General features: G+C 50.7%; 16 protein-coding genes. 13 read left to right on the top strand and 3 right to left on the bottom strand.

Annotated features, from left to right (window positions below; translation table 11 throughout):
• Positions 1-66 precede the first annotated feature (66 nt).
• Entirely contained in the window at positions 67-441 is a 375-nt protein-coding gene (locus tag H6F76_RS25340) for a hypothetical protein (RefSeq protein WP_190512466.1), read from the top strand.
• 84 nt (positions 442-525) lie between these two features.
• A complete protein-coding gene (locus H6F76_RS25345; protein ID WP_190512469.1) occupies positions 526-3,099 on the top strand; it encodes a tetratricopeptide repeat protein in 2,574 nt (857 codons plus the stop codon).
• A 508-nt stretch (positions 3,100-3,607) separates the two neighbouring features.
• On the opposite strand, the gene H6F76_RS25350 is transcribed toward H6F76_RS25345, so the two are convergent.
• Both H6F76_RS25350 and H6F76_RS25355 read right to left on the bottom strand, forming a co-directional pair.
• Positions 3,608-4,768, bottom strand: coding sequence for a DNA/RNA helicase domain-containing protein (locus tag H6F76_RS25350; protein WP_190512471.1), 1,161 nt, complete (start codon positions 4,766-4,768; stop codon positions 3,608-3,610).
• A gap of 88 nt (positions 4,769-4,856) precedes the next feature.
• The gene (locus H6F76_RS25355; RefSeq protein WP_190512473.1) at positions 4,857-5,573 is read right to left on the bottom strand and encodes a hypothetical protein; all 717 of its coding nucleotides are present in this window, start codon (positions 5,571-5,573) and stop codon (positions 4,857-4,859) included.
• 288 nt (positions 5,574-5,861) lie between these two features.
• Here H6F76_RS25355 and H6F76_RS25360 point away from each other — a divergent pair, with 288 nt between their 5' ends.
• The 10 genes from H6F76_RS25360 to H6F76_RS25410 all read left to right on the top strand — a co-directional run bounded on the left by H6F76_RS25360 (position 5,862) and on the right by H6F76_RS25410 (position 22,561).
• Positions 5,862-8,327, top strand: coding sequence for an exonuclease (locus tag H6F76_RS25360; RefSeq protein ID WP_190512475.1), 2,466 nt, complete (start codon positions 5,862-5,864; stop codon positions 8,325-8,327).
• Between the two features lie 236 nt (positions 8,328-8,563).
• Positions 8,564-8,980 (top strand): hypothetical protein, encoded by a 417-nt coding sequence (locus H6F76_RS25365; protein WP_206754415.1) that lies wholly within the window; start codon positions 8,564-8,566, stop codon positions 8,978-8,980.
• 210 nt (positions 8,981-9,190) lie between these two features.
• The gene (locus tag H6F76_RS25370) at positions 9,191-11,236 is read left to right on the top strand and encodes a Mu transposase C-terminal domain-containing protein (RefSeq protein ID WP_190512479.1); all 2,046 of its coding nucleotides are present in this window, start codon (positions 9,191-9,193) and stop codon (positions 11,234-11,236) included.
• 6 nt (positions 11,237-11,242) lie between these two features.
• On the top strand, positions 11,243-12,178 hold the full coding sequence (locus tag H6F76_RS25375) for an AAA family ATPase (protein ID WP_190512480.1): 936 nt from the start codon (positions 11,243-11,245) through the stop codon (positions 12,176-12,178).
• A gap of 1,144 nt (positions 12,179-13,322) precedes the next feature.
• On the top strand, positions 13,323-13,739 hold the full coding sequence (locus H6F76_RS25385; RefSeq protein ID WP_190512482.1) for a hypothetical protein: 417 nt from the start codon (positions 13,323-13,325) through the stop codon (positions 13,737-13,739).
• 153 nt (positions 13,740-13,892) lie between these two features.
• Positions 13,893-14,096, top strand: coding sequence for a hypothetical protein (locus tag H6F76_RS25390; RefSeq protein WP_190512483.1), 204 nt, complete (start codon positions 13,893-13,895; stop codon positions 14,094-14,096).
• 174 nt (positions 14,097-14,270) lie between these two features.
• Positions 14,271-16,889: a dynamin family protein gene (locus H6F76_RS25395; RefSeq protein WP_190512484.1), complete on the top strand. Its 2,619-nt coding sequence runs from the start codon at positions 14,271-14,273 to the stop codon at positions 16,887-16,889.
• 48 nt (positions 16,890-16,937) lie between these two features.
• Entirely contained in the window at positions 16,938-18,206 is a 1,269-nt protein-coding gene (locus H6F76_RS25400) for a hypothetical protein (protein ID WP_190512485.1), read from the top strand.
• 363 nt (positions 18,207-18,569) lie between these two features.
• A complete protein-coding gene (locus H6F76_RS25405; protein WP_190512486.1) occupies positions 18,570-20,411 on the top strand; it encodes a DUF262 domain-containing protein in 1,842 nt (613 codons plus the stop codon).
• Positions 20,412-20,746: 335 nt separating this feature from the next.
• Complete coding sequence (locus tag H6F76_RS25410; RefSeq protein WP_190512487.1) at positions 20,747-22,561, top strand: RNB domain-containing ribonuclease; 1,815 nt, start codon at positions 20,747-20,749, stop codon at positions 22,559-22,561.
• A gap of 128 nt (positions 22,562-22,689) precedes the next feature.
• Here the strand turns inward: H6F76_RS25410 and H6F76_RS25415 are convergent, their stop codons facing one another.
• The gene (locus H6F76_RS25415) at positions 22,690-23,544 is read right to left on the bottom strand and encodes a WYL domain-containing protein (RefSeq protein WP_190512511.1); all 855 of its coding nucleotides are present in this window, start codon (positions 23,542-23,544) and stop codon (positions 22,690-22,692) included.
• A 129-nt stretch (positions 23,545-23,673) separates the two neighbouring features.
• Between H6F76_RS25415 and H6F76_RS25420 the strand changes: the two genes are divergently transcribed.
• On the top strand, positions 23,674-26,388 hold the full coding sequence (locus H6F76_RS25420; RefSeq protein WP_190512490.1) for a CRISPR-associated protein Csc3: 2,715 nt from the start codon (positions 23,674-23,676) through the stop codon (positions 26,386-26,388).
• Positions 26,389-26,393: the final 5 nt, after the last annotated feature.

Below are 26,393 nucleotides of genomic sequence, written 5' to 3' on the forward strand. Positions count from 1 at the left end.
GCTGTTTTGCGGAACCACTGACATTCTTGGAGTAGAAAGAAGCAGTCTCTACTTGGAGTACTGCTAATGGAACCGCTCTCATTCACTGCCGCCGCGATCGCAACCCTCGTTTTTAGTGAAACGTTCAAGGAAGTTGGCAAAACGTTAGGGAAAGGCACCCTGGAGACGGGTGGAAAACTCGCTACTTTGCTGTGGAAAAAGCGACCAGGGGCGGCCAAAGCGCTGCAAGCTGGGGAAGCAGCGCCGGAATATAAGGACGCGATCGTCGAAGTAGAAACCTTAGCTGTAAACGATGCCGAAATTCAGGAGGCAATCGCGGCAGTGGTGCAAGCCTTGCAAGCTCAGCCGCAGGGACAGCAGATCGTCAATTCCTTCGTGCAGAAAGCAGCGAATGTGTATAACGCTCCGGTGACAATCGAGAAGCAAGACATTAACTTTTGACTGCCGTCGTCGGCTTCCGGCTCCGACCAAGTAACGCCGTTCTATGACATTCCCTATCGGTCGTCTGCAAACTTTGTCGGACGGGTGGATGAATTGGCGCGACTGCATGAGCTTTTGCAAGCGTCTGAAGGAGCCGTGATTTCAGCCGTGGCCGGCATGGGTGGCCTAGGTAAGACGCAGCTGGCGGTGCAGTATGCAAAGCGAAACCAGGCGAGCTATCCGGGGGGTATCGCTTGGTTCAATGGCCGCACTGGAGATCTGGCGACTCAGCTCGTCTTGAAAGCAGAATTTGCTCTACATTTACCAGGCTTACAGGCAGCGAAAGAGCGCATCACGGAAGCGGAAGCGCTAGCGCAGTGGTGTTGGCAGCATTGGCAGCCTGATGGCCTGACGCTGATCGTGCTCGATGATGTGATGCACTGGGCGGAGTGCCGCTCGTTCCTCCCGAAAGCCGATCGCTTTCGAGTGTTGGTGACGACGCGCTTGCAAGCTCTCTTACCCAATTTTCCCACTATCACGCTAGAGGTGCTGCATCCCAACGAGGCGCGATCGCTGCTGGCCTCTTTAGAGAAATTTGGACGCGTTGCCCAAGACCCTGGGCTTGCCGATCAGCTATGTGCGGGGTTGGGCTATTTGCCGCTGGGAATCGAGTTGGTCGGCTGCTATCTGGCGAGTGATCGCTATAAAACGCTCTCTCAAGTGTGGGCTGCATTGCAGGCCAATGGGATGCAAGATTCGGCGCTGGAACGATCGCCTGACTATGAAATGACAGCCGAGCGAGGCGTCAAGGCGGCGTTTGCTTTGACCTGGGAAACGCTGTCAGCAGAGGCGCGACGAGTGGCACGCTTGCTGAGTTATTTTGCGCTCGATTGGATTGCGTGGGACTGGGCGGAATGGATAATGCAGTGCGTAGAGGGAGAGACGTATCAGTTGGGGGCACTGAAGGCACAGTTAGAGAACGCCTCACTGGTGCAGATTGAATGGGAGCGGTTGGGCTGGTGTCGTCTGCATCCCCTCGTGCAGCAGTTTTTGCGGGATGAAGAAAGAATCGACGTTGAGACGACAGGAGATGATGCTTTACGAGCGGCGTTTGTGGCAGAGATGATCGAGATCGCGAGTCAGCTGCCAGATAACCCAACGACAAAGGAGCTTGAAGGGTTCGGAGTGGTGCGATCCCATGTCCAAGAAGTCGCCAAGCGCTTTCTTTGGCCTCAAGCCGATGCTGACTTCGATTGGATCTACAACGGACTTGCCCGCTTTTATCAAGGACAAGCCCTATTTAAGGAGGCAGAAGCTCAGTATGCAGAGTGTTTGGCGCTAACGCAACAACTGTTTCAGGGCGACCACCCCACTGTGGCACGCAGTTTCAACAACTTGGCAGGACTCTACGACTCACAAGGACGGCTGAGTGAAGCCGAACCCTTGTATGTGCAAGCCTTAGCGATGACGAAACGGCTGTTTGAGAGCGACCACCCTGATTTAGCACGCAGTCTTAACAACTTGGCCTACCTCTACAACGCACAAGGACGGCCGAGTGAAGCCGAACCCTTGTATGTGCAAGCCTTAGCGATGACGAAACGGCTGTTTCAGGACGACCACCCCACTGTGGCAACTAGTTTCAACAACCTGGCATTGCTCTACAAGGCACAGGGACGGCTAAGTGAGGCCGAACCCTTGTCTGTGCAAGCCTTGGCGATGATGCAACGGCTGTTTCAGGGCGACCACCCTGATGTGGCAACCAATCTCAACAACTTGGCAGGAGTCTACAAAGCACAGGGACGGCTAAGTGAGACCGAACCCTTGTCTATGCAAGCCTTGGCAATGAGGCAACGACTGTTTCAGGGCGACCACCCCGATGTGGCAATCGGTCTCAACAACTTGGCATCTCTCTACTATTCACAAGGACGGCTGAGTGAAGCCGAACCCTTGTATGTGCAAGCCTTGGCGATGACGAAACGGCTGTTTCAAGGCGACCACCCCGATGTGGCAACCAATCTCAACAACTTGGCCTATCTCTATAAGGCACAAGGACGGCTGAGTGAAGCCGAACCCTTGTATGTGCAAGCCTTGGCGATGACGAAACGGCTGTTTCAAGGCGACCACCCTGATTTAGCACGCAGTCTCAACAACTTGGCAGGAGTCTACAACGCACAAGGACAGCTGAGTGAAGCCGAACCCTTGTATGTGCAAGCCTTGGCGATGACGAAACGGCTGTTTCAGGGCGACCACCCCACTGTGGCAACCAATCTCCACAACTTGGCAGCGCTCTACAACGCACAAGGACGGCTGAGTGAAGCCGAACCCTTGTATGTGCAAGCCTTGGCGATGACGAAACGGCTGTTTCAAGGCGACCACCCCACTGTGGCAACCAATCTCCACAACTTGGCAGCGCTCTACGGCGCACGAGGACGGCTGAGTGAAGCTGAACCCTTGTATGCACAGGCTTTGGCGATGTTTGAGAGAACATCAGGCAGCCATCATCCCAACACTCAAATGGTGCGAAAAAATCTAGAGACTACCCGTCAGCAGATGGGGCTGCCCATCCGCAGCCTTCACGAGACCAAGCTACCCACCCACGCCAATTCATCGCTCTTTCAAATCGTGCAAGCAATTCGCCGCTTCATTCGCTCCCTTCTGCGCCGCTTAGGATGGCTTTAGGGCTGCGCTGATCATACGATCAAAAAAGTGCAAGACGAGCTGAAAAGCCTGATTCAAATTGAGTTTGAGAGAAGCGATCAAAGCGAGGCTTAGAATCAAGACTTTTGCAGGGTGAGCAACTAAACACAAAGAAAGTGAGCCTTAGCAGAAATGATTGCATTGACTTCATTTTGATGAAACGGCTCACTTTTACACGCATCATTGCTATGAACTTGACAAGCGTATGAGGGTATCCATTTAGACTCAGTATTTGCTAGTTGATAGAGCGGCTGCTTTTACCCCTTCCACTTCAGAATAGGCGTTCAGAGCAGTTTTAGAACAATCTAATCGCTTGGAAAGTCTGGTATAAAAGTGTTACAACGTTTCAAGCTTTACCAAAACTATTGTTCTATTATTTTAGAACAACTAATAGAATGTCTTAGTTAAATAAAGTGGCTAGAAGCCTTTATTAGCAAGCATTAAAAAGTCATATTTTTCGCAATCTTATCAATTACATAGCTCAAGGAGTTCACTTTGTCGTAGGAAGTAGGCTCTGCACCATCTCTCTGGTCTGATCATCTAAGAAGGCAATGTACAAGCGTTTAGTCGCCCTAGTCATGAGAATGCGGTAGACATTGAGTAAGAACGGCACGATCGCCACATCATCGAGCTGAGAAAGTTGAGGATCAACATTGTCATAGTGAGGGTAGCCACCACGCTGGCCGGGTCTTGTCTGCGTGCGTAGTGGGTTGCCGACCCAACGCGCTTCACGCCAGAGAAGGTCACGTGACCAAAGTAAGCAGACGGTTGGCAGATCAAAACCTTGGGCCGTGTAGACAGAGCCAAAACTTTGTGCGCCCGAAGGGGCTGTAGCCCAAAACTCGCCTCTGGCAAGGCCCTTGGCCAGACGCCCAGGTTTTCCTTTCTTCGGCGCTTCCCAGGGATAGGCAATGACGTCTGGAATGATCACCTCGTCGACCAGAGAACCATCTGCGTGGGGTTTTTGGGCCCAGTCCCAACACCATCCTGTCAGCAGCCGCGACTGATTGGGGAACTGTGCCTCCCAGTCTTCGTGGATTTTTACCAAGTCAGCCGGGCTAGCAACCACCTCACACTCGAAGGCTCCTACATCGCCAAGTGGCTGCAGAGTCGGCTGGGGTGAAGCAAAGAGCTCATCAACCCAGTGCAGAAATTCGAGTGAGCCTGCGAGTCGGTGCTGCGCTTCTAATTGGTAATGGCATACCGTAGCGTGCTCTTGAGCAGCAGCTGTCTGAATGTCAGCAATCTGGTTGGCCTCTTTCGGTTGAATAATCTGCCTCTCGTCGATGAAAAAGATACTGACTTTGGCAGCTCTAATAATTTCGCGCACGATGGGCAGTGACGCATCTAGCGCCGCACGTGTCTTGTACTGTCGTTGACCAGAGGCCCAATCAATGGCAGCGATGCCATCCATTCTGTGAGCTTCATCGATCAAAACGACGTCACAGGCATTTTGAGGTCGATATCTAAAGCGATCAGTGTAGGAAATAAGAGGCTGAAGATGATTGCCCAACTCCTTTTGCACAGACGTCTTCATTGCAGCTGACTTGACGACATAGGTTGGACGTCGATTCTCTTCAAGGATTGCAGCCAAAGACTGCAGCGCAATGGCCGTCTTCCCCGATCCAGGTCCGCCTGAAACAACGATCACGGCTTTTGCTTAGTCTCTGACCGCACTGATGAGTGCGCGACGGATGCCATCGTAGACGAGGTACTGCTCGGGAATCAGTGGGAACTTGTCACGACCGTTGATGACGGCCACTGCAAATTCGATAAATTGCCTGCTGGGTCGGATTGCACTGGAGACAAAACGGTCGTAAACCACTTGTCCATCGCCTCGTTTGAGCTCTCGGCTCAGTGTGCGCGCATAGCTCGATTTCAGGTGCGCCAATGGTCGGCGCTCTCTCCTGTAGCGACGAGTATTGGCCGCCTCGCAGGCTACTGATCGCAGGCTCAGGCAGACTAAACAGGACAGCGTAGGCACTACAGCTGAGAGCAGCGCGGTGATGACTGTGGCAAGACTCAACCCAATAACGCAAACGCTCCACAAAGAGAGCGGCTTGCAAGGATGGGTGAAGAATCTCGGTAATCCTAGAGCCATAGACATTGGCACGAACAAAGTCGGGTGAGTCTTCGACAACCTCAAAACTGCTCCACTGCTTTAACTCTAGAACGATGAGGCGTTGTGTGCCAGCAGCATCAACGCCAAAGAGGACAACATCCGCGCGGCAGCGCGCGATTGGTTCAAGCAATTCTAAGACAATCATGGCCTCTGGATGGACATGCTTGACCAAACGCGCTATGTGCGGTGCGTTGGCACTCCAAGAGTATTGTTCCGACTTGCCAAACCCAAACCCGGCCGTGCGCGCGCCCTCTTCCATCAAACGCTGCAAGCTGCCAGTCCTGACATCATTCAGAAAGGTGCTTACGGTCGCTGCATAAGCGCACTTGGTCATGGTCTTGCCTCAAGCAGTGAGTGTTTGACTGGGTTGGTTCTGTTTAAACAGTGCCCAGTCAGCAGAGAAACTCTCAAGGTTTTCATCAAGAGGGCGATCCTGCCGCAATCAGACCAGAAACAATGCCTTGATCTTCGTAGAGGATGTTAGACCGAAACCCTACTTTGAACAGCACTTTACTTTGAAATCTGGCGTTCCCATAGCCAGCCAGTGCCCGTTGCCTGTTGGCCCAACTGGGTGCAGGGGCATCCTAACTGGAAGCCCAGTGGCCTAGAGGAGCATCATCACTTGGATTTTATTGTCATTGACACAGAGGGCAGCCCCGCACTGCGTGAGCTGGCCGTGCTCGACAGCCAAGGGCAACTCCTCTACGAAGCCTTTGTAGCAGAGCATCCAGCCCATGCTAATAGCTACCGTCCCCTGAAACCGCTGCGAGCGATTGTGCAAGACATCACTCGTCTAGCACGGAACAAGTCGGTCGTCTGCCATTACGCCCAGCATGATCTAGACGTGCTGCAGGGCAGTTTTCGCCAAGCTAATATGCCTTGGATCAGATTCAAGACTCTCTGTACCTGGGAACTGGCCAAGCAACACTTGCCGCCCTTTGAGAGTTACTCGTTAGCACACCTCAGCCAGTGTCTGCAGCTACAAGTCAACGGCAGGCGCTTCAACGCCGAGCAAGCGCATACCGCCCACTACGATGCGGCCTTTACCCATCAGCTTTACTTAACCATCCTGGAGCACCAACAAAGGAGAGCCTTGCCCACGCCATCACCACACACACCCAATCCCTACAGCAGCAGCCGGGTGGATAACCCCTTTCAAGACCACCTGGACCTGCAGGCGGTGTATCAAGCTGAATTTGCCCTCCTGAAAGCAGCCTTAGGTGATGTCAAGGCTGACCCCAATCAGCAAAGCAAAGGCGCGGTCATACTGGGAGCTGCTGGCTCCGGTAAAACCCACCTGATCATGCGTCTGGCTAAAGAGCTGCTCCGCACTAATCGCCTGTTGTTTATCCGCCAACCCAACAATGCAACGGCGGTACTGCACCACACCTACTCACGCATCTTAGAGTCATTAGCGGAGCCCGTGGCCGGTAGTGATCGCACTCAATTGGAACTGCTCCTAGCCAACAGCTTCGTCAACATTCTCAGTTCACTGGAGCAAGTGACGGGGACACAGAAAGGGCGGGAAATTCTGGCCGCGTTTCAGGAGAATAGCTTGCAGCTTTACAGCCGCTCTGGCACGGAAGAGACGCAACGGCATCGGGCCCGGTGGGAGTATATTGAACGCCATATTACGGAGTGGTGGGGTCGACATTACACCGCCGCTGGCGATGCCGTCACCATCCTCAGGGGCATCATCAAGTTTTGCAGCTACAGCGACCCCCACAAAAAAGACCTGGTACGGCGCTGGCTCGCCGCTTCAGAACTGGAGACGGCGGAAGCAGAGAGTATTGGGTTAGAGAACTGGCAAGAGGACATGAGCCGGGAAGAGTTTGCTCTGGCTGCCATCACCGTCTTTGGTCGCTTATCCACCCTCGATGAACCACTCATCATCGTGTTCGATCAGCTCGAGAGCTTGGGACTGCCACACAACACCCTGATCCTGGAGAGCTTTGGTGCAGCCGTGAAAGAGTTGTTGACCCATGTGCCCCACAGCCTCATCATCCTGAACCTGTTTCCAGAGCGGTGGGAGCAGTTCCAAAGCTGCTTTGATGGCTCGGTCGTCGATCGCGTGTCCGATTACATTGTCCCGCTGGAGCGTCCCAGTGCCGCCCAGCTCGAAGCACTGCTCAGCTTGAGAGCCCAAGCGGTAGGACTGGAGTGGCAGACCCTCTTCACGCCCTCGGCACGCGCCAGCATCCTGAGTCAGCCCTCCATCCGCGCGGTGCTGAAGCAGGCTGGTGCTTACTTCCACGCGCGCGTCCACAACACCCCGCTACCCCGACCGACGGACGCAGCCACACCGCTGGCCGAGCGCTCGGTGACGGCACGCCTGCACCAACTGGAGCAAGTCATGGCTCAGATGGTGAGTCTCCTGCAGCCCTACTGGAGCAGCCTATCGCCAAGCGACCTACCGTCTAGCCGTGCAGAGGTGGCACCCCTCGGTCTGAGCCCGCCGGACGCCGAGTCCTTACCACCTGACCTAGACACTACCAGCGCCCCAGTGTCAGTCGCAGCTGTAGTCGCGGACTATTTGAGCCAAAAGCGGCTGGCACTCGCGGCAGACTACACGCGACCCACGATCATTCAGGATGCCAATGAAATTGGTAAACTAGCGGCGATCGCTGCGGCGTTTCAGTTACATCAAGCCTTAGAGTTCGAGCCCTTGCGTGTCGGCAGAAGCAAGCTACCCGAGCACTTACGGATTCGAACCGCGCAACAGGAGTTTGTCATTGGCTTCCTGAACGCCAGTGGTACGACTTTCACAGCGAGAATCAAAAATTTTAACCAGCTTGTGGCGCTGCATCCAGAGATAAAGTTTACCTTGCTCCGGGATGGGCGCGAACCCAAGCTTACGGGTGCTGTCGGTTTGGCAGAGATTGAAAAGCTGCAGCATAGTCCAAACGGTCAGTTTCAGGTGATGACACCAGACGACCGCATCAGTTTTGAACTCATCTACAACTGTATTATCGATATTCAAGAACAGGACTTAGAGGTGGCGCTCGCGCTGGCGCTGCCGCTCCTGCTAGACTCCTTGAGTGACTACTGGCTCATGGCGGCCTTGCGTGGTCAGCCCTTGCACGCGTGAATACACACCGGCGGTCTACACTCTTGAGCACTACCCGCTCGGCAGCAACCTGTCAAACTACAACCGCTATAGCCTTGTTTGACCCTGGTCTGGTAGTGGCGCTCCCGCTTGCTGACTTAAGCCACCCAGCCTCAAGTAAGGTACCGGCGGCAGGGTAAGCCCAGCACTTGACTGGCTGATGTGCCCGCCGGTGTGTTAGCCGCTAGAATTTGTGTACTACTGACACACACGCGACCATGCGCTTTCAGGACTTACAACAGCAACACCAACAGCTGACCGCTGCGATTGTGCAGCTGCAGTCTGTTAGCGAGTCGAGTGCATCCTTGTCACCCGCCGCGTCTGACTACACCCCAGCGGCGATCGCCCATGGTCAACAGCTCCAAGCCTTAGAGCAAGAGCGGCAGCAGGTTGCTGCGGCTTTAGTGCACATCACCACTTTGGCCCGGCAGCATGGGCTCCTCCTACCGCCACAGAAGTCCCATGACTGTGCGGTGCAGCACTCCAGCGACTCGAATGAGTGGTACACCCTCCCTTACTGGGTAGACCAAGCCCGCGAGTTAATGGGCGGGATTGACCTTGACCCTGCCTCGAGTGTCGAAGCCCAGTCCTGGATTCAAGCTCAAACCTATTACACGCCAGCTGTTGTACATTAAAGAATTAAACGACACTTTAAAGAATTAGCTTCCCTTTCTCCCAGAGAGACTCAGAAGGCGTATAATCCCTACTCTACAGCAGTTTCACGCCTCTCAACGCCTTTTATTTTCTTTAAGCAATTCTTAAATCAAAATACTTCCTTTTCCTTTCAGAGCTTGCTAAAGTGCTTTAAAGCAAATTGCTTCCCTTTTAGCAAGCGAAGGAGTGTCATGACGGCTCAACCAGAGGAAGATGAGAAAATGCCTGAGTCGTCAGGTTTAGAGGCTCAGAAGGAAACACAAGAGCACTCTCCCCTGCTATTGAACGACATATCACCAGAACTGCAACGGAAGATTGATCTGATTGATGCGGTGACTCAGGCTTCTGATAAGAAAGCGCGCCGGGAGGCGATCGATAGGGCAGCCAAGGAGCTAGGAAGAACACCCCGCAGAATTCGGACGCTGGTGCAGCGTGTCGAGAGCGGTGAAGGACCAGCCGTGCTGGCAGTGGGTCGCAAAGACAAGGGGCAGTTTCGCATCCCAGAGCATTGGTTCAAGTTTGTTATTGCTACCTACGAATGGGGGCAGAAACAAGGTTCCCGGATGAATAAGAATCAGGTTCACAAGAAGCTGAAAACATTAGCAACCCAAGGGGAGAGGCTACGCGATAAGAACTATAGAAAGCAATTCATGGGTCATCGCAAAGTACGTGAGGACTTAGTTGCAGGCAACTGCCCGTCCCATGTCACTGTCTCTAAAGTCATTGACTTTTACCTTAAGGGGAAGAACAAGAACGTTCGTCACCCGGGCTCTCCGGCTGAAGGACAAATCATCCAGACGACTGAAGGCATTCTGGAGCTTGGATACAGTAATCAAATCTGGCAGTGTGACCATACCAAGCTGGATATTCTACTGGTCGATGAGAAGGGTGACACGATATTAGAACTTGACGATGCGGGCGAAGAGGTTTGGGGACGCCCTTACCTGACGCTGATCGCAGACAGCTACTCAGGGTGTATCGTGGGGTTTTACCTTGGGTTAGAACCCGCAGGCTCCCATGAAGTGGGTCTTGCCCTACGCCATGCAATGCTGCCCAAACAGTACGGACCAGAGTACGAACTGGAGACTAAGGAGATTGCTTTTGGTAAACCAGAGTACTGGCTGACCGATCGCGCTAAGGAGTTCAAATCAAAGCATCTTCAACTGATCTCGATGCAGGCAAGTTTTAAGCGACGATTACGAGCTTTTCCTCAAGCGGGTGGCTTGATCGAAACAATCTTTGACACCTTGAACAAAGAATTGCTATCACTACTGCCAGGTTACACAGGATCTAATGTTAAGGAACGCCCTAAAGATGCAGAAAAGCACGCTTGCATCACGCTCAAAGAACTTGAGAAGCGTTTAGTAAGATACTTCTTCGATAATTACAACTGGAGCAAATACCCTAGAGTCGAACACCAAAAGCGCCATGAACGTTGGCGTTCTATGCTGCTAGCAGAACCAGAGGTTTTAGACGAGCGGAGTCTGGATGTCTGCTTGATGAAGGTTGCTCACCGTAAGGTTGAAAAGTACGGCAGCGTTGAGTTTGCGCGGCTGATCTATCAGGGTGACTGTTTGATTCCCTATCAAGGAGAGGAAATTTCTCTTCGGTATGACGAACGGAACATCACTGCGCTTTTGGCTTACACTCGCCCCGTTGACGGACAGCCGGGTCAGTATATTGGTGCTGCTTATGCTCGTGATTTACAGCAAGACCAGATTTCGCTGGAGGAACTGCGCTGGTACAAGCGGGAGCTCTGTAAGCGAGGTGTTGAGGTTAATCACGATTCGATCGTTGCTGAACGGTTGGGACTGTATGAATTCATTGATGAGAAGCGTCAGTCCAAGCGGCAGCGTCGCAAGCAGGCGAACCAGGAGCATCAGCAGCAGACGAACACTTCCAAAGTGGTTGAACTTTTCCCTCAGAATCAGTCGGTTGAGACGCATCCAGACCCTCAACCCGGTTCTGAAGCTTTTGCCAGCCAGTCCCAAGCTGGCAATACAACGAACTCTACTTCGCTATCGCAGTCGCTTCCTGAGCCGTCGTCCTTGGTTAACGTTCCAGATAGTACGGTTGAAAACCAGGCAGGTGCTGAAGCTATCTCCGAGTCAATTGTTGATCAGGTCTCAAGGTCTGACGAAGCCTCCGATGAATCTTCTTTATCTAATGCTGTAGACTTTTCCTATGAACCAGTCGTTGCTTACGATTGGGATCAACTTCTTGCGGATAACTGGTAACTGGAAATGGCTCAACCTCACCCCATCCCACAACCAAATGAGCGATCGCAACCAGTCCCTAGCCAATACCCAGCCAACCTCGCGCCTCCCCAGCCTATTGAGGCAGTGCCCCAGCGATCGCCCGAGTTACAGGTTGAAGTTGACCGCATTCGTGACAGTGAAACTTACACAGCCGTTGCTCGTGACCAACTCCTGTTCGACTGGCTGTCTTCGCAGCGAGAATCACGTGCCAGTGGCTTTGTCTTTGGAGTGAATTTTGGAGATTTGAGGAAATCTTGCCAATTTTATCAGATGCAATACGTGCGGAAACGGGGAAACCTATTCCTGACTCCCATGCCAGTGCTCTACACTGACGTTGAACAGTACGGTTCCCCGACTGACCTTTTTATTAGCATCACTCAGGCAGCAGGGAACCCCTTCGCAGGCATGGGATCGTTACGGGATTTGAGAAAACAAGCGATCGGTACGCTGAACAAATTTCAAACGAGAACTCTGATTATTGGTTATGCAGAAGCTTTGTCTGTTGAGGCGCTCAAAGAACTTGTAAAAATGAGGCGAGATCTAAAAATTTCGATTATTCTTGCTGGTTCTATGTCCTTATTTGAGTTCTTTGACCAACTTGATAAGCAGCGTGGTCAAAAATACAAGGAGATTAGGAACGCCTTTCTTGATTGCTGCCAATATCAGCGGTTCGAGCAGAACCAAATAGAGACAATGCTCGAAAGATGGGAACTTCAAGTCTTAGGCTCCTGGTCTAAGCAGCTTAATTTGAAGGCGATTCCTGGCGTTCCTAACTTCCTCTATACCCGTTGTGGAGGGCAGGCTGAACCTTTGTATGAGATGCTACGCCAAATAGCAATTCAAGCGTTAGACGAACCGCTACAAATCAGCACAGCCACCCTCACAAAGCTATTCATATCGAAGCGAGTAGCAGGCACATAAGCAGCCAGCTTGCTGTGGAGGGCTATGTTTTTCTACAACCTGTAGATTTGAAGGGCAAAGTATGTCTAACGAGACAGACGAAGGATTTGAGTTACCACGCTGGTGTCCAGACCCCTTGGAAGGCGAGAGTATCGCCAGCTATCTCGTGCGGTTTCGATCGCAAGAAGTTAGTGCTATGTCTACCATCGGTAGTCTAAGCAGAGAGCTACGACTGGGTACGGCTTTAGGGCGCTGGGAAAAGTTTCGCTTCAATCCCTTTCCCAGCGTTCAAGAAATTGAGCTATTTTGTAACCGTCTTGGTCTGGAGGTGGAAAAACTAATTCCAACCTTTCCATCTAAAGAACAAAAAATGAAGCTGGAACCAATTCGGTTGTGCGCTTCTTGCTATGCAGATGCCCCTTATCACAGATTAGAATGGCAGTTTAAAGCAATAGCAGGCTGTCATAGACACCAAGTACGTTTGCTTCACAAATGTCCATCTTGTGAGAGACTATTCTCGATTCCAGAATTAATTACTGAAGAGAAATGCAAGTGTGGGATGTATTTTCGGAGAATGTCCAGACACCAGAAGCGTTTCTAAAGAAAGGTTTTCTTTTTAAGAATATATTACTTTACCTTGTACTAAAAGCTGAATGTTATTACACCTAATTGAGTAGCAGTTCAAAGCTAAATTCACTTCAAGGTGCGATCGTCATAAGCTCAAACTGTTAATGAAATGCTCAGGATGTGAGCAGCCATTTCCAATTCCTTCATTTTGGCTAGAAGGAAAATTCCAAAACAAAAAATGCGGTATGCAAGAATGGCGAAGCACCAGAAGTCCGTACTCTATTAAGGCATACAACGTTCAATTATTTATTCGCTTATCGTTCACACACATTCAGATAGCTTTCCTTTTTTAAGGAAGGAGGGCAATCGCTCCGCCTATCCCTTCAGTACTTCCAGTAGTTTGGGCTTCGTGACATGTACAGTGACTTTTTATGTGTTGTGGAGACACATTAGTGTCGTTAAAGCAGCAAGCCAAACCAAGCTAGCTTTAGGTGAAAAAGCCAGCTTGGCAATCCTGATGACTTAAGGCGGTCACTGAGCAAACTCTCTCTGTTGCAGGAATTGCAGAGAGTTTGCTCAGTGACACAAATTTGTCTCGATGTCATTTATTTTGGTACTGGGCGCGGAAGCCCAGCAGTTTTTTACCGCTCAGGCACAGCAAGGGTCAGTTAGTCTCGTCAGCACAGATGTCGTGGCACCAGAGGAAGCCGAACAACCTTTGAGTGAGGAAGCAGTGATGCCAGGTGGGTTTGGACGAGCGCAACCGCAACGCCAAGGTAGTAAGACTGCTTTGCAGGAAATCCGGTCACTAAGTGTTGTGTCTCAACAGCCAGTGCAGGAACCTGATGTTGATCGGACAATGCAGGCAGAAGTGGCAGCGTTCTTTGCCCAGTACCAGCAAGAGTATCCAGAAGAATTGGCTCTCGCGTGGTCGGCTGGTGTTTATAACCCGTTGGCAACGGTCGATTTACTAGCAGTGGGTGCTCGCTTTCTGGAGCCAGAAGAGGAAGACTAGCTGGCTTTAGCACGTATGGTGAGCTGGCTCTTAGTCGAGGATGAACTGGATGCCATTTTATTTCACAGCGCCACCACCAGACTTTGCGTTGGAACAAGCTGACTGGTATGTGCGACCAGATTTGACGACGTTTCTACGTTTTTGGAGTCACCCGTGTTGTTGCGTGCGGTGGTGCAGCAGTATCCCATGACTGAAGCGAGCCTTCGAGCGGCGATCGACCAGAAAGTTACGGCGTTAGGTTGGCAACCAGGGCAACTGGAGCAGTTCATCCAGGAGTGCTTTGAGCAGCCAGAAAAGGCTTTGAAGACAAGCGACTGGTCACTCTTGCTGTTTGAGTTGCAGTTTCAGGCAGACTGAGACGGCACTCACATAGGCAGGCAATCCTCTTTTGAAATCAAAAGGTCTGCCGCCCGTATAGCTCTTTAGGGCTGAGTCGGGATTATTTAGCACCTAATCCAAGTTGGTTGAAGTTTATGGCTTGATGGGCACACTGAGGCAGATGCTAATCAAACTTTACCTAGATAAAATCTCATGATTGTGAGTGCCTCTTCTTCTAGTTCCTCATCTACAGCAGTTGATATTTTATCTAAACTGCTGAACCAGCCGCTTCAAGAGCAGGCAGTGAAGCCGTTAGCAGTTTATCTGGGTGCACTAGCTGCTGTACTAGTTGGTGTTGCCCATGCTGATAGTCAGGTTACCGAAGAAGAGAAGCAACGACTGGGGAAGATTTTAACCCAGTTTATGCCGTCGGGCAGTGCGTTGCACAACGTGGCGCGATCGCTGGTGCAAGGTGTGCATGCTAGCAAAATTTATGCGAAGCCAGCAGAATTAGCAACGCTAACGACTTTATTGACTGAATCCGAAAAGCTGTTGCTGATTATGTTGGGCTACGAGATGGCAACTGCCGACAGCGACCTAAACCCTAAAGAACAGAAATATCTCCGCATTATTGCTCAGCATTTACAGCTGAAGGAGGAATGGATCGTGGCGCTGGAGGCAGCTTTGGTACACCAGCAAATGAGCGCTGCTCTAAGTGAAGTACGCTATTTGCTTGATCCAGCTAGATTTCAAGCGCTTGATCCAGTGTTTGCGAAAGCTGCCAACCAGATGCTGCTACGACTGCCCGAAAGTGCTAAGTCTCATCAGACAGGCGTGCAAGTCGGTTACGAAACCTTAGCAAGTTTTCAAGCCCAAAGGCAACAGTTAGATCGTTTTTGCGGTGAGCTTTGGCAAACGATGTCAGAGTGCAACGATCGCGCTCCATTACCTCAGCATTTAACAACTGGTCTGCAAAAGATCTCTCAAAGGCTACAATCCCAAAAGTTTCGTGTCGCTGTAGTGGGCGAATTTAGTCAAGGAAAATCGACGTTGCTGAACGCTCTGTTAGGAGAAGAAATTCAGCCGACGCGAGTGATTCCGTGCAGTGGCAGCATTACCGTACTGCGGTACGGTGAGCAAAAGCGAGTGCTTTGTCGCTATCGCAATGGGCAAGAAGAAAGCATTCCTTTGGGTGATTACCAGGCTAGAGCGTCCATTCCTGACGATGTCGCTCTGGGCAATCGAGAAGCGGCACTCACTTCTGATGTTTTAGAAATTGTGTATGAGCATCCTGGCTTGGCGCTCTGTCGGCATGGGGTTGAGTTGATTGATTCACCTGGCTTAAACGAGCATCCTGAGCGTACCCGCATCACCAACCAGCTGTTAGAAAACGTGGATGCGGTCATCTTTTTAGTAAATGCTTCACGTCCCATGACTCAGGGGGAACGGGAGCTACTACACAGCTTAAGGTTGAAACTAAATGGAGAGCAGGTCGATCAACCTGCTAATAATCTTTTTGTGTTGGTGAATTTTATGGATTTGCTGCGGCGTGAGCATGATCGCCAGCAGGTGCGGCAGTTAATTGAAAATTGCGTTTTCGGCGACAGCCCAATCCTTGAAAACTCAAAGCAACTCCACTTTATTTCCGCTCAGGCGGCTCTAGAGGCAATCACCGATGGCGATGACCAAAACGATTATTTGCAGACTTTTCGAAGTTTTACGCAGGTCTTGGAAACATTTCTTACACGAGAGCGAGGTGCACTCGTTAATCAACGCTGCCAAGCTGATCTGCATCGTGTGATACAGGCACTAACGTTGCAACTGAACCAAGCAGAAGAAACTATGGTTGGCAAAGTTGCCTTCTCAAAGACTGCTCAGCAGGACATTCTAAGCAAAATTGGTGAAGCTAGCGGCTACCTAGCTAATTTGCAAACCCTCATAGAAGAGACCAGTGATCAGAAGCGGGCTGCGGTGCAGCGCCTTAAAATCAACCAGTACTTGGAGAACTGTATTGGTCAGAAAGCTGCCTCCTGGTGCTCTGAGCAGCGTGAGAAAAGCAAGGTGATTACAGAATTTGGTGATAAGTTCCAATCGGCTTTGTCAGATGCCATTGGCGAATGGACGCAAAACACTGTCATTCAAGAAACGCTCACAGCCACGCTCAAAACAATTGACTCCAACATCCACAGTAAAATTTACCAGTTCCAAAAGAGTGCAGAAGCGATCGATCAGGGAACAGGTTCGCAACTTGCTGCCCAATTGAATTTAAGCCTCAATCAAGTGGCTCCCCAGTTTAAGTTCAACGCAGCAGTTGGCTCAGACAATTGGGATGCTGCCTGGGATATTGGCATTGGGAGTATTAGTGGGTTAGGTGGAGGTGGCTTACTGGCTGGCGGTGCGGCGCTTGCCGTCAGTAGTGTTGCCTTCTTTCCGCTAGTGCTAACAGGTGGCGCAATTATCGGTATCGCTGCTGCCGGGGCAGCTTTGGGCACAGCCATTGGGGGTGTCATCGGCTTTTTCACACCGCCTGACCAAGAAGCGATCAGGCAAGCAGTGGTTAAAGAAGGGTTCCAGCAGTTTTATGCCCAGGATGGCACCGGGCAACTAATGCGTTCGCTCGATGTCTTAGTCAAAAGTTTGTTCGATCAAAGACTGGTAACCATCCAAACTGTCACTCGCCAATATATGGCTCTACTCAATGCGTTGTTAATTGATTCACAAACCGCACACACCTTGACCTTGGCTGAAACTGCCGCAGAACAGCAGTGGTATCAAGAACAGCACAGTAAGTTAGTCACTTTTCAGTCTCGGCTCGATGCTTTGTTGGCTTAAACCTTACAGTTGTTCAGTTTTTGCCTAACACTTAACCACTACACGAGTATGCTTTTTCAATTTTCCACAGAGATTCAACGAAGGCTTGCTACAGGTGAGCTTGTTCAGGTGCTTTCTAAAAACGGTGTGCCTTTAAGTCTGGTACGAGACGCGGTAACAGGTCAATTCAAAGGACAAGCGATCGGCGTTACAGGACTAAACCCATTCACAGCCATGCCTGGTTTGATCATCGATGGTTGGAATGCTTATCAAGGCGGTAAAATCCTCGATCAAGGTCGTCAGACCCTTCAGGCAGTGAATGCCCTCGCGCAAGCTGTCAATCTTCTGCAAGCAACCACTGCGGTGATTGGTGTTGGCGTTGCAGCAACGGCTGCGCTTGCCGCCGTGAATCTCTATCAGACACTAAAACTCCGTCAAGAAGTTGCATCCCTGCGCTTAGAGGTCAAAGATGGCTTTATTGAACTGAAGCAGGCATTACGTGCTCAAGGGCTAGAGCTTATTGCTCACATTGACCGTGTCGCTGAAGACGTTGAATTTCGCCATCATCGCACGATTCTTGCACAAGCTTATGGGCTATTCAATCAAGCGCTCGTGCGTCTGCAAGCAGCGATCACAGTGCAAGATTTAGCGCTTCGTCATGCTGACATCACCTCAGTTCGTGACATGCTGTTTCAAGCTTTAGCAGATTACGATAACCCTCAATTACTAAAAAATATTAATGCAGCCGCTTATATTCGTCGCCGCGAGTGCGTGTGGGCAATTCAACAGGCAATTGCCTTCACCTATCAACTACAAGGTCAACCAAGCAGTGTCAGCCATCAATTGCAGACGCTCTGTACTACTATTCGCAATGATTCCCTTGCCGCTGTTGACCAGATCAGCTCTCAAGCTGAACTTGATTTTCTCTTTCCTGAAATTGTCCGCATCCATGATCACGACTTGCAAGTCCTCAACCTCTGGCAAACACAAAGTGACTGGGTCGCAACGCTACAGCCAGATGAAAAAAGTCTTTTGCAGCACTCGGAACTCAACCCAATTGATCTAAAAATGCCTAGCACAGACTCTTGGTTAGACGTGCCTTCAGAGCAGACTCTCTACGAAGAACTTCAGCTAAAGTCAAACAATGTGACTCTGTGCAATCAGCTTCGGTTGATGATGTCTCCAAATATGCGCTTAGAGTATGCCTCTACGATTAGTCAACAAGCACAAAGCAGTGGGCTAAAAGCTTTAACTATGGATAATTTGGAGGCGGCTTCAGCTTATACGATCGCCAATCTTCATCACTACTTCCAAATTGAGGAAGGGGCATTGAAATAGCCCCTCTTCATCCCGGTGTTCCCGTAGCGATCAAACCATAAAAGGACTTGGCTGAGCTGCCTTCAGCTACCTGAATCATTGAGTCTTCGGCTAGAGTATTAACTTTCTGTAGCAAGAAATCATTGCCAAGCAAGATTACTGTTGCATCATCTAGCCGTCTTAAAGCCATTAGGCACTCATAGTGGAAGCTGCATCCCCAGTTTTGGCTGTAGTTCAAAAGCTATGGGAATGCCTAGTTGCCTTGTTACCAGCCCCTGACAATTTAGGTGCAGTCAATTAAGCTTTCGCAAGCAATCATGGGCACTCTGGAAACGGCAAGCGTCCTCTTGCCAAAATTCCAGACCCAAAACTCACAGCAGCAGTATGTCTAATTTCGACTCGACCAAAAAACGCCTCGCTGATCTGCTACGTGACATTGTTTCCGGCAAAATCCAACTGCCCGACTTTCAACGAGGATGGGTCTGGAAGGATGAAGGTATTCGCGCTTTACTAGTCAGCATTGCTCGTGCGTTTCCGATCGGGGCTGTCATGCTGCTAGAGTCTGGGGGTGATACACACTTCAAAGTCCGTCCTGTTGAAGGGCTCGATCGCAATAGTATTAGCCCCAACGAGGCGGAACAGTTGATTCTTGATGGGCAGCAACGGCTCACCTCTCTAACGCAAGTGTTGATGCTCAACCAACCTGTAGAAACGCGCAGCGCCACAGGCAAACCACTTAAGCGTTACTACTATATTGATATTGAGCGAGCGCTAGAAGGACCAGAGTACTACGACGAGGCAATTATCAGTGTAGATGCCGGCTTAACGGTGAAGGAGAACTTTGGTCGGGATATCAAGCTTGACCTCAGTACCCGCGAAAAGGAATATGAAAACTTCTACTTCCCCTGCAACCGCATCCTTGACGTCAATGAGTGGGAAAAAGGTTTAGTCGATTACAACCGGGATCAGTTCTTTCGCTACATGGAATTTCGGGGCAAAGTGATTGAGGCATTCCAAAATTACAATGTCCCCATCATTGAACTTAGCAAAGACAATAAGAAGGAAGCCGTTTGTCTTGTCTTTGAGAAGGTCAACACAGGGGGTGTGCCGCTTTCTGTCTTTGAGCTAGTGACCGCAACCTACGCTGCTGATAACGTTAACCTGCGAGACGAGTGGTACGGTAACGAGCAAGAAGGGACCGAAGGAATTTATCGAAAACTGGCGAGACAGCGCTTACTCCGGGCCGTGGAGCAAACAGACTTTCTGCAAGGGCTAACCCTGCTGCACACCTACGAAAAACGGCAAAAAGATCTTCTGGAAGGTAGAACGGGTAAACAAGTTACAGGTGTGAGTGCGAAGCGTGAGGCAGTCTTATCGCTGCCCTTACATGCCTACCAAAACTGGAAAAACAAATTGGTCGATGGGTTCTGGGAAGCCGCTAAGTTCCTTCGTCGAGAATCCTTCTTCTCAACCAATGATCTACCCTACCGTACCCAATTAGTCCCTTTGGCGACGGTGCTAGCGCTTCTGGGTGATCGCTGGCTACAGCCAGGTATTTACCATAAGCTGGCTTGCTGGTACTGGTGCGGTGTCTTAGGCGAACTTTATGGCGGTGCGGTTGAAACCCGCATGGCGCTAGATCTTCAGGACCTGCTCCAATGGATTGATGGGGGTGATCAAGAACCAACCACCATTCGCGATGCTAACTTTCAACCGGGTCGCTTAGAGACATTGAGAGCACGCACCAGTGCTGCTTATAAGGGTATTAATGTCTTGGTGCAGCGCCAAGGAGCCAAAGACTTCTTTTGGAATTCGACGATTCGTGATTTGGAGGAGACTGATTGGGAAGAACGCAAACTCGATATTCACCACATTTTCCCAAAGAAGTGGTGTGAAGAGAGACGCATTCCTGCTGGTCGCTACAATTCCATCCTCAACAAAACGCCTATCTCCTATAAGGCAAACAGGATGATCGGTGGTAACGCTCCTAGTGCTTACCTGAAGCAACTTCAGCAACATGAACACGTGCAGCTAGACGACGTTGGTATGGATGTCATCCTGGAAACTCATTGCATTGCGCCAACATTCTTGCGTGCTAATGACTTTGAAAGCTTCATGGCAGCACGCAAACGTACTCTGCTCACTAAAATCGAAGCCGTCATGGGTAAAACGATCGTGCTTTCTGATGAAGCCGTGCCTGAAGATGAAGCCGATGAGGACGAGTAAGCAGCAGCCCTTTGAGTCTCTTTGGGGGAGTACGGCAACGTGCCTAAGAGGGGTTGTGGCAAAGCTGGATGAGACCCTTCTAGCAATAGGAGGCTAAAACCCTTAATATACTGTTCTAATTTCTTGTACCAATGGGTCCTTAAGCTAATTGTTACGTCTCATTGAGACTGAAAAATGCTTTTTGGAACGCCTGCTCAGTCGTTGCTCTGACCTTAGCGTACCTTTCTGTTGCCATGCTACTCAACCCCGTATATTCCACAATGAGACAGGCGAGCCTCACTTAGCTTCTTATGTGACCTTCACCCCTCATTGTTTGCAACGCTTGATCCTTCACTATGGAAATTGCTACAGGCTTCACGATCGACGGTGCTAGCTCCACAGACTTGGACGACGCGATTTGGGTGGAGACAGAGGGTCATAACATGCGGCTTCAGGTGCATGTTGCGGATGTGGCGAGTCAAGTACAGCAGGACAGCTTTCTGGACAGGCAGACACTCAAGCGCGGTGAGACCGCGTACCTGCCAACGACGCGCAAGCCACTGTTTCCCCATAGTCTTGAGGCGTCAATGAGCCTGTTGCCTTTCGTGGAGCGACCGGTAATCACGGTGGACATACTCGTTGACCCACAGGGCGAACTGTTGGACGTGCAGCTTAGTGAAAGCGTGTTGGTGAGTCAGGAGCAGTTCAGCTATGAAGCCGTTGAGGGCATACTAAGAGGCGCACCACACCACTTGCAGACTCAATTGAAACTGTTGGAACGTGTGACGGGCTTACTAGCCTTACAACGCCAGCAGCAAGGGGCTGTGTTTGGTCGCACCGTCGGGACAAACTACATTGACGAAGACGGTCACGTGGTCGCGCAAAGCCTGCGATCCCAGCAAATCATTGCCGAGCTTATGATCTTGACGAACCGGGTCGTTTCAGAGTTTATGCGTGACCACAGACAGGCGTGGCTCTACCGCACGCATGACTACCGTGACTTGAGTGAGCTACCGGCAGCGCGACAACAGTTTGTGCAAACGTTGAAGGCAATTGCAGACGAGGAAACGCTAAGACAAGTGCTGGCGGGACACTACGATCGTGCGCGTTACAGTCCTGAAGCGAAGCCACACGTAGGGCTGGGTTTAGCGGTCTACGCCCATACCACGTCACCGATTCGACGTTACGCTGACCTGGTGAACCAGCGGTTGCTGAAGGCAGCGCTGCATGATCAACCAGACCCCTATCCAACCGCTACACTGGTAAACATAGCGACGCAACTGACCACGCTGCAACACGCCCGCCGTGACCAGAAGAACGCACAGCACCGGGCACAACGACACAGTGCAGTGGCGCAGCAAGTGCAGCAGACTGATCTGGCGGCGCTGTCCCCTGAGTTGTTCAGTCAAGCTTTGAAACAGGGTGTCCTCAAGAACCAGTGGGCATTACTAGAGCCAACGCTACGGCAACGGCTGGCAGAGAGCACACTGACGCCGATGGACTTCTACCATGTGCTGCTGGTTATACCAAACACGGCTGCTACGGTGCACCTGAAACTACAAGTGTTGGCGGCGATCGTCGCCAACCCCATGAGCCTGCAAGTCCTGAACCTGATTCGCACGCACTGGCAGCCAACTCCCACCGTTGAGTTCAAAGAACAGAGCACACCGGCTGGCTGGGCAGCGCTCTGTGTCGTGAACCAGGAAGGCAAAGAGCAATGTCCGCCTGCTTGGTCAATCGCTCCGCGTAAAGCATTGGCACAGCAAGACTCTGCGTACCGCTGGCTAGAAGCGTGGGTCTGGAAGAAACTGGTCAGCAGTGCCGCAGCACAATTACCAGCTACAACAGCGCCACTGCCAGTTGAGCCTTTGCATCCCGCACCAGAGACTTTGCTAGCAGCGAACCAAGCATTGGACTACGTGAGTTCGCTCAACCAATACGCTCAACGTCTGGGTGTGCCGTTGCCTGAGTACAAAATTGCCCCAGTCGTCCCGACCAACGGCTTATTTCAGTGCGTCTGTGAGTGCCTTGACCTTGTCGGTACGGGCGAGGGCAGCAGTAAAAAGCAAGCCAAGAGCAAAGCGGCTCAGAGTCTGTGGTCACAGATTGAGAGTGGTGCTGCCAGTCCACACGCCATTAGGGCGTATAACAGTCATGCACCCTACGCTTAAGGTTATTTTTCACCTGACCGAATAAGAGCAAAAAGGTTTAGTTGTAGCAATGGAGTGAACTCAGCGGAGCAGTCACCCATCCGGCTGAGTTTAACCCCAATGTCCTACTTGATTGCATCTCAGCCCTTTTAAAGCTCATACCGTACATGGAGCGCTCGCAACTTGGTGATGAAGCGAGCGCGGAGGCTCTCTGATCCGACAATGACGCAATCCTCCCCATAGGGCAGAATTTCGCGGAAAAACCAGAAGGTATTGGAGATGCGTCGCACTACTCGACGGGTATGGGGTGGCTCAGTCATCCATTCGTTCAACGTATCTTCGGGTCGTGACTGATAGGCAAAGGCTAAACCGCCAAGGATGTGCAACTCTGCTTCCAGGGTGTCTAAACTAGAGCGCCACTGCCCACGCGCAGCGGCTAAGGCAACATCAGGGATGCGATCAAGCCGCAGACTCCTGTTGTGTTGCAGTTCCGGTAAATCCTGGTTGCCTTCAGTTTCGTCACACCAGCACTCTAGGTACTGCCGCTTTTCCTGAAAGGTAATTTTGGCATGACGAATGGTGAACGTCCAGGGACGATCAGCGGCATCACAATAGGTTAACTGAAAAGGCTGCTGCTGGCGAATGTACTGCTCAATCTCTAGCCGCCAGGGAAGGATAGGTGTTGCCAGTAGTCGCTCGATTTCACTGCGTAAAGGCAGCGTTAATTCACTACGTTCAAGCAACAATTGAGCGATCATCTGGGCTTCATTGCTTTGTCCGGTATCCGTAAGCGATCGCACAGCTTGCTGGAGTGCCCGAATGCGCTCATCTGACCAATCGTTGTTGCGCCCAAGCAGCAACTCTCGACGGGCGATCGCTTCGACTAGGCGGGAAATGTTAGGGCGGTCACCCCAAGTCATTCCCTGTTCGAGTGCAATCTGCTCTAACTGCGCTTTATCGCTATCCGAAATCGACAGCGTTACCGACTGACCACGACGACCCATTGCTTCCTCTATCTGTACGTACACTTTGTACTCGACGTTTTCTATTTTCGCTGCCAATATAGAACTAACGCAACCTGTCACGTACATCTCAACTCAAAGTCAATCTGTAATCGGTCAAAGTATTCCCTAATGTCATTACTCAATCGGACTCCCAAGACGCTCGAAGAGCGCTACTTCCAAGAAGTTCGCCCTAAGCTTTATGAGCTGCATGGCAAACACCGACAACGTGGGGTACGCGCGAGTCGGACACTGGCTGAACACTTAGATTCGGCGTGTCAATTCAGCTTGACGGTCAGCCGTTTAGCGGGCGTGCCAGAGCCGCAGAGAGCTGTTTTACTGGCAGCAACAGCCGTTCATGATCTGAATAAGCTTTATGGGAAAAATAGTCCCAGCGTTAAAACGCTGGCGAGAAATCAGACTTTTCTCAAAGAACAGCTAGAGCAGGCAGGCGTTGCCACTTTCGTTCAAACGGATGCAGACTTGGAGTTGGCACGGAAATTAATTGAGCGGCATTCTGGGCACAACGTTAGTGATGGTGCGAGATTTTTGCCAGAAGAGCCGCAAATTGAGCGGTGGGCATCCATTCTACGGGCAGCCGATTTATTTGATTTAGAGCTAACAGAAGAAAAGCTGGCTCAGAAGATGCGGACGGAGTTGATTCACGCACTTGGTCATCCTTGTGAATTATATCGGGTCAGGATTACGGAAGACCGAGGGTATATTACTGCCCTGCTTTTGAGTGCCTGTGAGGACGTATTACATCAACATCAGTACAATGTGCTGTCAGTGTTTCCAGATGGCATTTTAATAGAGGGAGCAGCGCATCCATTATTGGACCTAACCGTAGAAATTGCTGCTGTTTGGCAAACCAAAATTGATCAGGTCTTTGGTAGCAATATTGAGCAGTTGGTCAGAGCGACTAAGGATGGGGTTAAAGTCTCTAATCAAGCAGTACAGCACGATCGCAATGAAGTGCTGACTGTGGTGCTGGCACTTTTGGAGAAAAAGAAAGCTGGTTTCAAATTAGAGAAAGTTCAAGGGGATGTCGAAAAATGGGGCAACCAAAAAGTTGAGCCTACGGCATTACAAACGGCGTTAGAAGCGGGACTTGCCGCCGTTACCAGTGCAGAGGATTTTAGCATTTCGGAAGGGATGAAAGCCGCTTATCTCAGCTACCGAGAAGTGGAGCCAGAACTAACCCCCAAACAAGCTTGGGATCGAATCGCGGCTCATGCAGGTTTATCGGAGCCGCAGCGCTTGGCGTTGGAACCATTTGATGCCTTGTATGGGCGATCGCTCTTTGCTGCTAAAGCCTCACCGGCTGGCATACAGGGAGTCATTGCGGCGTTGCAGGAATCGTTAGAGCTACGTAATGGCGAGACTCAAGTGGGTCATGCTGATGTGTCAGAAGAAGTCATCACAGCAGTGCAGCGATCACTCAGTTGCCCCTTTGTCAAAAATGCCGCTGCCAGCAATGAATTGACTGCCTATGTTGACGCAAATCCACGCCAGCGCTGTTCTCTAGGGGCAACCATCAGCGAAACGAGCACACTCAGTTCTGACAAAATGCCGATCGGGACGAAGGTGCAGATGTTCTCCAATCGCCTACCCGGTGGAATGACGAGTGATCCAGTAAGACAAGCTGAACCAATGGCAGCCCTTGCCTATCAACTAATGACGGTTGGCGCTCATTTTCCAGCTGCGAAAAAGGAGCCACCTTATTATTTACACTTTGCGTTACCCCAAGGTTCTTGTCCAGATTTACTGAGAATCTGGCGAGATTGGTTGGAAGATACAGCAGCAACCAATGGTGACGGTGGACCTGTCACCATTGATGAACTGAAGCTTTATCGAGATAAGGCGATCGTCTTCAGGGCAAATAAAGTTGTTGGCTTTGCTTTGCCGAAGCGACGCGATTTTGTTCATGCCACGGTGACCATTCCCATTACTTGGGGAGACACTACAGCATCATTGTCTCTCTTGAAATCACTACGCTTAGCCTTAGAGCTTTCACTGGCACCAGAATTTGGGTTTCCCTTTGTACTCAGCGCTGGACTGCAAGTAGATACCACAACCAACTTCTTTGGTCGCGTTGAAGGCATTCCTTCAGCACTGCAACCACTGTTGAGAATCGAAAACTCTCAACTTGGGATTGGAATGTATGACCGCTTTGAAGCAGAAGAGATCCTGAAGCGGTTACGGTGCCTATCAGATTTGGCGATCGTGATCGTCAATTTAGCGAAATTAGATGACTGCCTTTATGACTTAGCTCGTGCCTGTGCTGAGCCATTTAGCCTTTATTTCGTGCTGTTGCGCTGGATTTTGCGGGAACAAGATGACCCTAATCTTGGCTTTAACTGGAACCGAATTCGGGAGTCCCTACACACATTACTGAGGAGCCTTATGCCAAACGATCATTCTGCTTTAACCAGATACCTTAAAGAAGCGGCTCAAATCGCCGCCGAAGCCAAACTCTGGGGGAGTTCTGCGGAAAAACGAACCTCGCTTGCAGAACCGTTTGTGGAATTCACTACAGCCGCTCGTTCTCAGAAAGCCTACATGGATTTGGACTTTATGTTTGCGGCGCTGGTACAGAAATATCACACGCGTCTTGATCGCATTCGAGAACATGGTGTGGGTTTAACCAAGCTGGAACACATCAAAAACTACTACATCGTAATCCGCAAGCTCTATGAAGAAGTCTATCAGGCTCGTCCAGATAAGCTGTTGAGCGATCAGAAAAACCTGGAAGCTGCCTATCTCTTTTTTTTGGAAGAAGCGCGTCGAGACGTGAGAGCAAAGGCAGAAGCAATCAAGCAAAAGACTGAAGAAACAGCAGCGTAACCATT

The sequence above is a fragment of the Leptolyngbya sp. FACHB-321 genome (assembly GCF_014695975.1).
Taxonomy (GTDB): Bacteria; Cyanobacteriota; Cyanobacteriia; order Leptolyngbyales; family Leptolyngbyaceae; genus Stenomitos.